Genomic DNA, 12200 nt, shown 5'->3' on the forward strand with positions numbered 1-12200 from the left:
CTGAAAGATAAAGGTAATGTTTTGGTAGTAGAAATGAGTAAATAAATAGTTAATCAAATCTATAAATCATTATTAAGCAGAAATTATCCATTATTAAGCTATAAAAAACGACTTCTGATATTAAAAAATTTGATATCGGAAGTCGTTTTACATTTGAGTAAATTATAAAATAACTGTTTGTTTAATAAAATACGCAAACACAATCAATAATTATTTTAAATATCACGATTTTAGATAGTAACATTTACTATTTCTGTTTATTTGATAACATAATGCTTATTGCGCACAGTAATATCGGCCACTCTGTGCTCAGACTGAAAAATATCATAAGCAAACTTCAATTCGTTCCGGAAAGGCATATAAGTTGAGTTTTGAAATTTTTGCATATTTGATGTTGTCATTCTGAACGTATAAATTTGCGATGAAGTTTTTTAGCATTTTTAAACAATATAATATCAATAATTTATATTTTTATATTTTAATTTCATTTTTATGAAAGAATATAAACCGATTTTCATAAGTTTAGTCAAATTTTTCTCCGTTTATTTGTTCTTAACAATATTGTATTATTGGTATCTAAGTTACTATCAAAACAAACTTCACACCTGTGATGATTATACTTATATGGTTGCTAAGCAATCTTCCTCATTACTAAATTGGGTAGGAATTTCCAGCCAAGCATTACATATGGATAATGAAAACTATATGCGTTTTTTTATTAATAATAAATCTATAAGTATTGTTAACGAAGGTTGTAATGCTTTATCAGTAATAATTCTATATATTTCATTTATTATCGCTTTTGCAAATTCGATAAAAAAAACATGTATTTATTTACTGATAACAATCTTAATTATATATTTAATAAATATTTTAAGAATTAGTTTTATAAATTACGTATTTTCTTATTATCCGGAATACGGTGAAGCCAGCCATGATTATTTATTTCCAGCTATCATTTATGGACTTATTATAGTTTTATGGATTATCTGGATCAAATTTTTCGTATTTAAAAAGAAATAATTAATATGAAAAGAGTATCTAAAATTGTTGGAATTATGTTATGTATACTACTTTTAATTTTAGTAAGAAGATTCGAAACAAATATATTTTATGATCCACTCCTTCAATTTTTTAAACAGAAAGATTTTAATCATCATGCTCCACCCTATTTTAATGTACTGAAACTAATTATATCTCTTATATTCAGATACGGAATAAATTCCCTAATAACACTTGTTATTATTCAATTATGGTACAACGACAAGAAAATTACAAAGGTTTCTAATTATATCCTTTTATTTTGCTTTCTTTTCTTTACAAGTTTATATTTATTTTCGCTGTTTACAAATTTTAGTTTAGGATATATGCCTACTTTTTATATAAGGAGAATAATTATACAGCCCATATTGCTGTTATTACTTATTCCTTCCATTTATTATTATAAGAATCTACCTAATAATTCCCATTAGAATTATCATTAGCTGATGATCCTTGATTTTTTAATCTATCCCTCATAACTTCTCTTTCCGCCTCACTTGCTTTTCTTTTGATACTTTGTGATTTGCTGCTATACCCACTGATAGCTCCTAATATAAGGCCTAAACCGGCTCCTCCTATCAATCCTACTACTAAGGTTATAGTTAAAAATGGTTCTTTTGATCCGTTATACTGGATATAGCCTAAAATTATTCCCAAGATTAAAAATAATGCTCCAATAATTATCGAACTTTTCATTATAAAAAATATTTTTAATATAAATTTTTTTAAATAGAATTTAAATTTTGTCTTATTACCTCATACAAAAAAGCCCCACAAGCCACTGACACATTTAAGGATTCCGTTTTACCATAAATTGGAAGCTTTAAGTTCGCATCGGAATTTTTTAATAAATCTCTTGAAATTCCTTTTTCCTCATTCCCTAAAATTACTGCTAATGGGAATTTCAACACTTCATCGTATAAATAAGTATTGGTTTTTTCAGTAGCACAAACAACTTTTATACCACTGAGCTTTAAATACTCTAATACTTTTAATAAATTTTTTTCTTTACAAATCTTTAAGTTATAAATAGCACCGGCAGAAGTTTTAATTGCATCTGAATTGACAGGAGCAGAACCTTCATCCGGAATCACTATAACATCGACCCCCACTATTTCAGCTGTTCTACAAATTGCACCAAAATTTCTTACATCAGTTAAATGATCTAAAATAAGAACAAATGGCATTTTACCCTCGTCAAATAATTGAGGTATCGAATCCTCTATAGTAAAAAATTGTACAGGAGAAAGAAAAGCACATACACCTTGATGATTTTTTCGAGTCAATCGATTTAATTTTTCAACAGGAACATATTTAACTCGAATTCCAGCTTGCGAAAATTTCATTTTTAAAACTTTAATATTCTCTCCCAATAATCCATTTTGTATAAACACTTTATCAAATGTTTTTCCAGCTTCTAAGGCTTCCATAACAGGACGTATTCCGAAAATAAAATCTTTTTCCATAACAATAAAAGGTAATTTAAAAGCTACCGCTTACATTAATTTTCAAAATATAGAGGATGATTATTCGCCAAAATAAATCTTATTCCTAGCTAAATATTTATTAGTATCTTCAATAAAGGAAAGTATTTCTTCTTGTCCAATTTTCTTTTCTGATGATGTTTTAAACATTTCAGGGAGCTCATCCCATGTTTCACGTAATTTTTGAGAGTATTTTTTAAAATTAAACGAAAATTCTTTTTGAGAAACTTTATCTAATTTAGTAAAAATTAATGAAAAAGGGATTCCTTCTTCTCCTAACCAATTTATAAAATTCAAATCAATTTGCATAGGTAAATGACGAGAATCAATTAATACAAAGAGATTAACCAAATTTTTTCTGGATAAGATGTAGTTTTCAATCATTTTAGAAAATTCAGCCCTACTAGATTTAGAAGCCTTAGCATAACCATAACCTGGCAAATCTGTTAAATACCAATTATCATTAATCAGGAAATGATTAATCAATTGGGTTTTTCCAGGAGTGGAAGAAGTTTTAGCTAAACCTTTTTTATTAGTGAGCATATTAATCAAAGAAGATTTACCCACATTAGATCTTCCTATAAATGCGTACTCCGGTTTGTTCCCTTCAGGGCAATCTTCCATAAATTTACTGCTTTTTATAAACTCTGCTGAATATATAGTCATAGTAAAAATTTCTATAATTTCATTTCTTTCAGCCAATTATAAAGAATTTCATTAAATTCATTTGGCTTTTCCATCATCGGAGAATGGCCACATTGATCGACCCAAAATAATTGAGAATTAGGAATACCTTCATGAAATTCCTCTGCTACTTCAGGGGGAGTTACGTTATCTTGTTTTCCCCAAATTAAACAAGTGGGTTGATAAATATTTTTTAATTCTTTAGATAAATTATGTTTAATAGCACTTCTTGCAATATGAATTGTTTTCAAAACTTTACTCCTATCGGATAATGTTTCGTACACTTCCTCTACTAATTCTTTAGTAGCTATTTTCGGATCATAGAAAACCTCTTCTGACTTCTTTTTGACATACTCATAACTGCCTCTTTTCGGATAAGACTCCCCAAAGCTTCTTTCATATAGTCCAGAACTTCCGGTTAAAACCAAAGAATCAACAAAATGAGGTTTTTTTAAAGATATCATTAAGCCTAAATGTCCCCCTAAAGAATTTCCTAAAATAATAGCCGGTTCATCAACTATTTTTTGAAGGAATGCTATCACATAATTAGTCAATCCCAATACATTAGTTCGTAGAGTTGGAAGAGAATACAACGGAAGCTCTATAGAATACACTTTGTATCCATTTTTAGAAAAAAAATCAACCTGATCCGAAAAATTGCTTAAACTTCCCATTAAACCATGTAATAAAACTATTGGTTTGCCCTCGCCCCTTACTGTGTATGCAAATTTTTTTTCTTTACGAAGATTAAAAATCATTAGTCAATCTTATTGCTATGCAAATGCAAAAGTACATCATTTATTACTAATTAGAAACATTATTTACTAATAACTTTCCTTTTTTACTAGTCAGAAATTTCATTTTTTTTCGAACTATTTTACCTTACAAAAGTTATCAACAAAAGTGGAGTAAAGTGGAGTAAAGTGGAAAATAATTTATATTTTTGGAAACTAATATGGTTAGTTTTATAGGAACATACGAATGCACCCTTGATTCAAAAGGAAGAATCCTGCTCCCTTCAGGTTTGAAGAAGCAATTGGACTCGCTTTTGCATGAAGGTTTTATTCTAAAAAGATCTGTTTTTCAACCATGTTTAGAGCTACATCCTATGTCCGAATGGAATCAAGTGATGAGCAAAATAAATAAATTAAACCGTTTCATTAAAAAAAATAATGACTTTATACGCCAATTTACAGCCGGTTTAAAAAATATAGAAATTGATACTAATGGACGTTTGCAAATAAGCAAAGATTTAATTCAATTTGCTAAGCTTGAAAAAAACATTGTAGTTGCAGCTTCTATTAATGTCATTGAAATATGGGACAAAGACCTTTATGAAGAGTCTGTCAATGTGAATGAAGTAGACTTTGCCAATTTGGCTGAGGAAGTAATGGGTAATATATCTGAAAATGAATTATCATAAACCTGTCTTATTACAACAGAGTGTTGAAGCATTACTCTTGAATCCCAAAGGCACTTATGTAGATTGTACTTTTGGTGGAGGCGGACATTCAGGCTTGATTTTGAAAAAATTATCTCCGGAAGGTAGATTGTATGCTTTTGACCAGGATTATGATGTCACGTCTAATATTATTAAAGATAGTCGCTTTACATTTATTCAACAAAATTTTCGCTATCTTAAAAATTCCTTACGATTCTACAAAGTAGATAGCGTTGACGGAATACTTGCTGATTTGGGAGTTTCTTCTCATCAATTTGACATGCCCCAAAGAGGCTTTTCAACCCGATTTGAAGGTCCTTTAGATATGAGGATGAACAACAAACAGTCCCTTACGGCAAAAGATATTATTAACAACTATACGGAAGATCAATTATCGGAGATTTTTTATTTATACGGAGAATTAAAACAATCTAAGAAAATTTCAAAAGAAATTGTAGAAAGAAGAAAAGAAAATATAATTGAAACAACTTCAGATCTCAAAGAATTATTCAGTAAAAGTATTCCTGCTTTTAAACAAAATAAATTTTTCGCTCAATTATTTCAGGCTCTTAGAATTGAAGTAAACGACGAGTTAAATGCACTGAAAGAACTTTTAACTCAAAGTTATGAAATATTAAAACCAGGAGGTGTTTTAGTCTTTATCTCCTATCATTCATTGGAAGATCGGTTAGTAAAAAAATTCTTAAAAACAGGATTGTTTAAAGGAGAACCGGAAAGAGATGTATTTGGAAACTGGGACAAACCTTTTGATATTCCTTTCTCAAAAGCAATAGTTCCAAACCATGAGGAAATAATCGAAAACACCAGAGCACGAAGTGCAAAAATGAGGATAGCAATTAAAAGAAACAATGGCTAAAAAGACAGCTAAAAATAGAAAATCAAGAACTGTTTTAGATATACTAAAAGGAAAGTTTTTAGTAGAAGGTGATGCATTTTCTGTATGGAAATTTATCTTATTCCTAATGGTATTATCTTTAATTTCAATTTCTTCCTCTCATATTGTTGATGAAAAAGTAGTTGAAATTTCTGACTTAAAAGAAAGATCAGAAGAGTATAAAGCAAGATACGCTTTAATACATAATAAACTAATGAAATTAAAAGTAGAATCTGAATTGGGTGAAATAGTAAGTTCTGATTCACTTTACCCATTAGATAAACAACCCTATAAAATTTTGGTGCCGAAAGTAGAAGATGAATAATAACAAGAGAAGAAAAATATTAGCACGTACCTATTGGGTTTTCGTATTTATTCTACTATTTGCGGGATCTGTATTTATACGGCTTATATATATACAAACTCATGATACTGAAAAGTATAAAAATCTTGCACAAACGACAAACTTCAGAAATGTTGAGGTTGTAGCTGCAAGAGGAAATTTATACGCTTCAGATGGAATCTTACTTGCTACAACGATTACCAAATATGATATTTATATGGATATGAAAACTATCCGCACAGAATTGTATCAGAATAATATTGGCGCATTATGCGATTCATTGCAAAAAATGTTTAAAAAGCCGAGCTTTTATTTTTATTCGAGACTAAATGAAGGAAGAAAAAAAGAAAACCAATATTTAAAATTAGTCAAAGGTCTGGATTACGAACAATTTGCACGACTTAAAAATTTTCCCATCCTAAATAAAGGGAAAAATAAAGGAGGCTTTATAGTAGAAAGAAGAACAGAAAGAGTAAAAACTATTTCAGGATTTGGGGGCAGAACTTTAGGATTTGATGATGAGAGAGGTAAATCCGGATTGGAAGGAGCTTTCTCTGGTTATTTAAAAGGTAAAAACGGTAGAGAAATTCAACAACGAATTAACCAAAAACAATGGAAGCCCATAAATATTGAACTGGAGCCACAAGATGGTAATGATGTGTACACAACGATTGATATAAGGATTCAAAATATTGCATACTCTGCTTTACAAGATCAACTTGAAAAATCAGAAGCTGACCACGGTTGCACTATAGTAATGGAGGTAAAAAGCGGGAAAATAGTTGCTCTTACCAATCTAAAAAGAACTAAAGAAGGAGAATATATCGATCTACGGAATTATGCTGTATGGGAAGCTGCAGAGCCTGGATCAACATTTAAATCCGTATCTATGCTCGCACTTCTTGACGATGGATATGTAGAACCTAATACAAAAGTTGATATAGGTCCGGGATATTGGGAATATCATAAACATATTATACGAGATGACCATGGAAGTGGTGTTATTACACTATCACAGGTTCTTTCTCAATCGAGCAACGTCGGGATATCTAAAATGGTAAGCACTTATTTTTCAAAAAATCCACAAGATTTCTTGAATAAAATCAATTCCTGGGGAATAAATCAAAAAACGGATATAGATATTCCAGGAGAAAGCGCACCTTACATTCCAAAATATGACAAAAGATGGGGGCCGGTTACGCTTGCCTGGATGTCATTCGGATATGGAATAAAGCTAACTCCTTTACAGATTCTCACTTTTTACAATGGGATAGCCAATAATGGGAAATTAATGAAGCCGCAGTTGCTATATAAAATTGAAACTAAAGGCATCGTTACAGAAAAATTTACACCTATAGTAATAAATCAAAAAATGGCTTCTCAAAAAGCAATTAACGATTTAAAGAAAATGTTAACCTATGCCGTAGAAACCGGAACTTCGAGAAGCATTTATACGCCCAATTTATCTATGGCCGGTAAAACGGGAACTGCACAGGTAGAATATTGGAATAAAGGAAAAGGAAGACTATATCAAGCATCATTCTGTGGATTTTTTCCAGCAGATCAACCCGAATATTCTTGCATTGTAGTCATCAATAAACCCAAAAAAGGTTTTTATGGGGCACAAGTTGCCGCTCCTGTATTTAAAGAAATAGCTGGAAAAGTATATCTAAAAAAACCATTAAATCTACCTAAATTAGATAAATCTAAAGAATCACAAAAAATAAATTTACTGATAACACGAAAACAAAAAATAACTATTAATCCACTAACTACTATAGTCCCAAATGTGATCGGCTATTATGGCAAAGATGCCATACCTGCTTTGGAAAATTTAGGATTGAAAGTAGTATACACAGGAAATGGAAAAGTCGTGGAACAATCCATTATTGGCTTTCCAATAAAAAAAGGTATGACCGTATATTTAAAATTAAGCGCATGAAAAAGCTCTCAGATCTATTGAATAAAGTATCCATTGAAAAACTAATAGGAAATGTTAGTTCTTTAATCAAAGGTATTGCTTTCGATTCAAGAAAAATTGAACCGGGATGTATTTTCTTTGCCATCAAAGGATATGATTTAGATGGGCATCAATTTATACCCCAAGCAATATCAAAAGGAGCTACTGCTATTATATGTGAAGAGTTGCCGGCTCAATGCTTTGATTCAGTCACTTATATTCAGGTTAAAGATACGAGCCTAGCTTTAGGAATAGTTGCCTCTAATTTTTATGATAATCCTTCAGAAAAATTGACACTTATAGGGATTACCGGAACTAATGGGAAAACTACAACTACCACTTTATTGTTTAACCTATTTACACAATTAGGTTTTCATTGTGCTTTACTATCAACTATTGAAAATAGAATTTCAAATAAAATTTTAAAATCAAATCATACTACCCCCGACCCCATTACTATTAATAATTTATTGGCACAAGCCGTTGAAAATAATTGTCAATACGCTTTTATGGAGGTCAGCTCACATGGAATTCATCAAAATAGATTAGCCGGACTTACTTTTAAGATCGGAGCTTTTACTAATATTACTCATGATCATTTAGATTATCATAAATCATTTTCCAATTATATATTGGCAAAAAAGAAGTTTTTTGATGAATTACCAAAAACTGCAATAGCTATTACTAATGTTGATGACAAGAATGGACTGATCATGCTTCAAAATACAAAGGCTAAGAAGGTAACATATTCTTTAAAATCAACTTCCGACTATAAAGGTAAAATTATTGAAAATAGGCTAGATGGAATGTTGTTGCAATTTAATAGTTACGAATTTTGGACAGTCTTAGCAGGTAAATTCAATGCATATAATGAACTATTGTCATATGCCATTTCCTCTGAATTGGGTTTTGATCACTTAACTATATTGACAGCTCTTAGCAAATTACAAAGAGTTAAAGGACGTTTTGAAACCTACGTATCTGATGATCAAAAATATATTATTGTTGATTATGCTCATACTCCCGATGCATTACAAAATATATTGGAAGCAATCAATCAATCTCGAACAAGGAATGAAAAGTTAATTACAGTATTCGGATGCGGAGGACACCGAGATAAGGAAAAAAGACCTAAAATGGGTAATATAGCTACTCAGTTATCTGATTTATCAATTATTACTTCAGATAATCCTAGAGATGAAAATCCGGATGAAATTATTACTGAAATCGAATCCGGAATTGAAGCACAAAATACCCATAAATATCTTTCCATAACAGACAGAAAACAGGCCATACGAGCAGCTATTAAAATGACTCAGCCTAAAGATATAATTCTAATTGCTGGAAAAGGACACGAAAATTACCAAGAAATAAATGGAGAACGATTTCCATTTGATGATATGAACATAACTAAACAATTACTAAAAAATACATAAAGAAAAGATGCTTTACCACTTATTTGATTATCTAAATGTACATTATTATATACCCGGAAGTGGATTATATAAATATATTACATTCCGTGCCTTAGCTGCGGTATTTACATCTTTATTCATATCATTAATTATAGGAAAAAGAATTATAAATTTTCTTAGAAAAAAGCAACTAGGTGAAACCGTTAGGGAATTAGGTCTTACCGGTCAGAAAGAAAAAGAAGGTACTCCAACTATGGGAGGAATAATTATTATTCTTGCCACATTGATTCCTGTACTATTATTCTGTAAGCTAAATAACATTTATATCATCATTCTAGTTATATCAACAATTTGGATGGGCATTATTGGCTTTTTGGACGACTTCTTAAAAATTCATAAAAAAAATAAGGATGGACTAAAAGGAAAGTTCAAAATCTTAGGACAGATTAGTCTGGGAATTTTTGTAGGAGTTGTATTATATACCAATAAGGACATTGTAATTAGAGAAAAGATTGAAGGATCTCTTAATATTGAATTAGCAAAGGACTTTTATCCTAAAGAAAAATCATTTAAAACAACCATTCCTTTTTTTAAAAATAATCAATTTGACTATGGAAAAGTTTTAACATGGATAGGAGTTGATGAAAAAGACTCACAAAATTTGGTATGGATTATTTTAATTCCTGTAGTTATCACCATTGTAACGGCTGTATCAAATGGAGCCAATTTAACAGATGGAATCGACGGATTAGCTGCTGGAAGTTCTGCTATTATAGTTACTGCACTTGCTCTTTTTGCTTATGTTTCTGGAAATATAATGATGGCGGATTACTTAAATCTAATGTATATACCAAACTCTGGAGAAGTAGTAATATTTTCAGCAGCTTTTGCTGGGGCTTTAATAGGCTTTTTATGGTATAATACGTATCCGGCACAAGTATTTATGGGAGATACGGGAAGTTTGACCATAGGCGGATTAATTGCTGTTTTGGCTATCGTATTGAGAAAAGAACTCCTCATACCGGTGCTATGCGGAATATTTTTGGTTGAAAACCTATCAGTCATGGTACAGGTGAGTTATTTTAAATATACTAAGAAAAAATACGGAGAGGGAAAAAGAATATTCTTAATGTCTCCTCTTCATCATCATTTTCAAAAATTGGGATACCATGAAAGTAAAATTGTTACTCGTTTTTGGATTATCGGTATTATGCTCGCAATTTTCTGTATTATAACCTTAAAAATAAGATAGATAAAAATGAAGAAGCTAGTTATATTAGGTGGCGGAGAAAGCGGCGTTGGAGCTGCAATTTTAGGTAAAAAGGTAGGTTATGATGTCTTTCTTTCCGATAGAAATAGTATAAAAGAAAAATATAAAAATATTCTAACCGAAAAACAAATACCTTTTGAGGAAAATCAACATACGGTAGAAATAATTCTAAATGCAGATTGGATTATAAAAAGCCCTGGAATTCCAAAAAAATCTAACATCATTCAAAAAATAAATGAAAGAAAAATTCGAATTTCTTCTGAAATTGAATTCGCTTCTCAATTTACAAAGGCTACATTAATTGCAATCACGGGGTCTAACGGAAAAACAACTACCACTTCTCTAACCTATCACATTTTTAAAAACGCAGGATATCATGTAGGTCTAGCCGGAAACATCGGAAAAAGCTTTGCATGGCAAGTGGCTGAAGAAAATTTTGATTACTATATACTTGAAATCAGCAGTTTCCAATTAGATGACATACAAAGTTTTAAACCACACATTGCTATGGTACTGAACATAAGCCCGGATCATTTGGATCGATATGATTATACATACCAAAAATATGTTGATGCAAAATTTATGATAACCTCTAACCAAGATAAATACGATTTCTTTATATATAATGAAGATGACGTGATGACAAAAAATTGGTTTGAAAATAATGATACACATGCTAACAAGCTTTCTTTTTCTTTAGATAATAAAATAGAAAACGGGGCTTATAGCGATAATGAATATATAAACTTCCACATTAACTCTGATACTTTTAAAATGAAAATTAATGAATTAGCACTAACAGGAAAACATAATATGGCCAATTCTATGGCAGCAGGGATTGCAGGAAAGCTTTCTAAAATTAAAAATGAATTTATAAAACAAAGTCTGATGGATTTTGAAGCAGTAGAGCATCGTCTAGAATTTGTTTTAAAAATTAATGGTATCAATTTCATAAATGACAGTAAAGCAACTAATGTAAACTCCGTGTATTATGCTTTAGAAAGCATGAAAACTCCAATTATTTGGATTGTAGGTGGTACAGATAAAGGAAATGATTATAACGAATTACTTCCTTTTGTACAACGCAAAGTTAAAGCTATTGTTTGCCTGGGAATAGATAATACCAAAATTATAAGCTCTTTTCAAGACATTGTTTCAAACATTGTAGAAACTCAGTCAATGAAAGATGCAGTTAAAGCAGCTTATAGCTTAGGTTCTAAAGGAGATTCTGTTCTTCTTTCTCCAGCATGTGCTAGCTTCGATTTATTTAAAAATTACGAAGATCGTGGAAATCAATTTAAAGAAGAAGTTAGAAAACTTTAGTACATGAAAAAATTAAAACAATACTTTAAAGGAGATATAACTTTATGGGCAGCGATATTTTTAATTTCGCTTGCATCCTTCTTACCTGTATATTCTGCAAGTTCTAACTTGCAGTATGTTGTCGGAGAGGGTTCTGTATTGGGACATTTTACTAAACATGCTGGATTCATTATAGTTGGCATTGGTATTGTTTTTATTTTTCAAAAAATTGATTATAAATATTTTGGAGGTTTTTCAAAATTATTATTACCTGTAGTTATTTTTCTATTAATACTTACTTTAATGCAAGGAAAAAGTATTGACGGAGCAAATGCTTCTCGATGGTTAAAACTTCCAGGAGTGCC

The 12200-nt window shown here is 30.5% G+C and carries 14 protein-coding genes; 10 read left to right on the forward strand and 4 right to left on the reverse strand.

Features of this window, described 5'->3' with window-relative positions:
- Positions 1 to 492 precede the first annotated feature (492 nt).
- The gene (gene xrtF, locus M3Z80_RS07100; RefSeq protein WP_293918845.1) at positions 493 to 1023 is read left to right on the forward strand and encodes an exosortase family protein XrtF; all 531 of its coding nucleotides are present in this window, start codon (positions 493 to 495) and stop codon (positions 1021 to 1023) included.
- Positions 1024 to 1058: 35 nt separating this feature from the next.
- The gene (locus M3Z80_RS09820) at positions 1059 to 1472 is read left to right on the forward strand and encodes an exosortase F system-associated membrane protein (protein ID WP_366519868.1); all 414 of its coding nucleotides are present in this window, start codon (positions 1059 to 1061) and stop codon (positions 1470 to 1472) included.
- Here the strand turns inward: M3Z80_RS09820 and M3Z80_RS07105 are convergent.
- From M3Z80_RS07105 to M3Z80_RS07120, 4 genes are read right to left on the reverse strand one after another with little or no spacing between them, the layout of a single operon-like run.
- Entirely contained in the window at positions 1456 to 1737 is a 282-nt protein-coding gene (locus tag M3Z80_RS07105) for a hypothetical protein (protein ID WP_293918846.1), read from the reverse strand. The genes M3Z80_RS09820 and M3Z80_RS07105 overlap by 17 nt on opposite strands.
- 29 nt (positions 1738 to 1766) lie before the next feature.
- On the reverse strand, positions 1767 to 2507 hold the full coding sequence (gene rlmB / locus M3Z80_RS07110; RefSeq protein ID WP_293918847.1) for a 23S rRNA (guanosine(2251)-2'-O)-methyltransferase RlmB: 741 nt from the start codon (positions 2505 to 2507) through the stop codon (positions 1767 to 1769).
- A 60-nt stretch (positions 2508 to 2567) separates the two neighbouring features.
- Positions 2568 to 3191, reverse strand: coding sequence for a ribosome biogenesis GTP-binding protein YihA/YsxC (gene yihA / locus M3Z80_RS07115; protein WP_293918848.1), 624 nt, complete (start codon positions 3189 to 3191; stop codon positions 2568 to 2570).
- A gap of 11 nt (positions 3192 to 3202) precedes the next feature.
- Positions 3203 to 3967 carry an alpha/beta fold hydrolase gene (locus M3Z80_RS07120; protein WP_293918849.1) on the reverse strand — a complete coding sequence of 255 codons (765 nt, stop codon included), beginning with the start codon at positions 3965 to 3967 and terminating at the stop codon, positions 3203 to 3205.
- Between the two features lie 197 nt (positions 3968 to 4164).
- Here M3Z80_RS07120 and mraZ point away from each other — a divergent pair, with 197 nt between their 5' ends.
- From mraZ to M3Z80_RS07160, 8 genes are all read left to right on the forward strand, one after another.
- Positions 4165 to 4632: a division/cell wall cluster transcriptional repressor MraZ gene (gene mraZ / locus M3Z80_RS07125; RefSeq protein ID WP_293918857.1), complete on the forward strand. Its 468-nt coding sequence runs from the start codon at positions 4165 to 4167 to the stop codon at positions 4630 to 4632.
- Entirely contained in the window at positions 4619 to 5527 is a 909-nt protein-coding gene (gene rsmH / locus M3Z80_RS07130; RefSeq protein ID WP_293918850.1) for a 16S rRNA (cytosine(1402)-N(4))-methyltransferase RsmH, read from the forward strand. The genes mraZ and rsmH overlap by 14 nt, the downstream gene beginning before the upstream one ends.
- On the forward strand, positions 5520 to 5870 hold the full coding sequence (locus M3Z80_RS07135) for an FtsL-like putative cell division protein (RefSeq protein WP_293918851.1): 351 nt from the start codon (positions 5520 to 5522) through the stop codon (positions 5868 to 5870). Before rsmH ends, M3Z80_RS07135 begins: the two co-directional genes overlap by 8 nt.
- Positions 5863 to 7830, forward strand: a complete 1968-nt coding sequence (locus M3Z80_RS07140; protein ID WP_293918852.1) for a penicillin-binding protein — start codon at positions 5863 to 5865, stop codon at positions 7828 to 7830. Before M3Z80_RS07135 ends, M3Z80_RS07140 begins: the two co-directional genes overlap by 8 nt.
- The gene (locus tag M3Z80_RS07145) at positions 7827 to 9284 is read left to right on the forward strand and encodes a UDP-N-acetylmuramoyl-L-alanyl-D-glutamate--2,6-diaminopimelate ligase (RefSeq protein WP_293918853.1); all 1458 of its coding nucleotides are present in this window, start codon (positions 7827 to 7829) and stop codon (positions 9282 to 9284) included. Before M3Z80_RS07140 ends, M3Z80_RS07145 begins: the two co-directional genes overlap by 4 nt.
- A gap of 7 nt (positions 9285 to 9291) precedes the next feature.
- On the forward strand, positions 9292 to 10515 hold the full coding sequence (gene mraY, locus M3Z80_RS07150; protein WP_293918854.1) for a phospho-N-acetylmuramoyl-pentapeptide-transferase: 1224 nt from the start codon (positions 9292 to 9294) through the stop codon (positions 10513 to 10515).
- A gap of 6 nt (positions 10516 to 10521) precedes the next feature.
- A complete protein-coding gene (gene murD, locus M3Z80_RS07155) occupies positions 10522 to 11856 on the forward strand; it encodes a UDP-N-acetylmuramoyl-L-alanine--D-glutamate ligase (RefSeq protein ID WP_293918855.1) in 1335 nt (444 codons plus the stop codon).
- A gap of 3 nt (positions 11857 to 11859) precedes the next feature.
- Positions 11860 to 12200 (forward strand): FtsW/RodA/SpoVE family cell cycle protein (locus M3Z80_RS07160; protein WP_293918856.1); only part of this gene is annotated, 341 nt, incomplete at its 3' end.

Source organism: Apibacter sp., assembly GCF_025291155.1.
Taxonomy (GTDB): Bacteria; Bacteroidota; Bacteroidia; order Flavobacteriales; family Weeksellaceae; genus Apibacter.

What these genes read in the sequence shown, in the direction of transcription:
- M3Z80_RS07105 (WP_293918846.1), bottom strand. Translation starts at nt 1,737, where the DNA reads ATGAAAAGTTCGATAATTATTGGAGCATTATTTTTAATCTTGGGAATA.
- M3Z80_RS07120 (WP_293918849.1), bottom strand. Translation starts at nt 3,967, where the DNA reads ATGATTTTTAATCTTCGTAAAGAAAAAAAATTTGCATACACAGTAAGG.
- mraY (WP_293918854.1), top strand. Translation starts at nt 9,292, where the DNA reads ATGCTTTACCACTTATTTGATTATCTAAATGTACATTATTATATACCC.
- mraZ (WP_293918857.1), top strand. Translation starts at nt 4,165, where the DNA reads ATGGTTAGTTTTATAGGAACATACGAATGCACCCTTGATTCAAAAGGA.
- M3Z80_RS07140 (WP_293918852.1), top strand. Translation starts at nt 5,863, where the DNA reads ATGAATAATAACAAGAGAAGAAAAATATTAGCACGTACCTATTGGGTT.
- rsmH (WP_293918850.1), top strand. Translation starts at nt 4,619, where the DNA reads ATGAATTATCATAAACCTGTCTTATTACAACAGAGTGTTGAAGCATTA.
- M3Z80_RS07145 (WP_293918853.1), top strand. Translation starts at nt 7,827, where the DNA reads ATGAAAAAGCTCTCAGATCTATTGAATAAAGTATCCATTGAAAAACTA.
- rlmB (WP_293918847.1), bottom strand. Translation starts at nt 2,507, where the DNA reads ATGGAAAAAGATTTTATTTTCGGAATACGTCCTGTTATGGAAGCCTTA.
- murD (WP_293918855.1), top strand. Translation starts at nt 10,522, where the DNA reads ATGAAGAAGCTAGTTATATTAGGTGGCGGAGAAAGCGGCGTTGGAGCT.
- M3Z80_RS09820 (WP_366519868.1), top strand. Translation starts at nt 1,059, where the DNA reads ATGTTATGTATACTACTTTTAATTTTAGTAAGAAGATTCGAAACAAAT.
- M3Z80_RS07135 (WP_293918851.1), top strand. Translation starts at nt 5,520, where the DNA reads ATGGCTAAAAAGACAGCTAAAAATAGAAAATCAAGAACTGTTTTAGAT.
- xrtF (WP_293918845.1), top strand. Translation starts at nt 493, where the DNA reads ATGAAAGAATATAAACCGATTTTCATAAGTTTAGTCAAATTTTTCTCC.
- yihA (WP_293918848.1), bottom strand. Translation starts at nt 3,191, where the DNA reads ATGACTATATATTCAGCAGAGTTTATAAAAAGCAGTAAATTTATGGAA.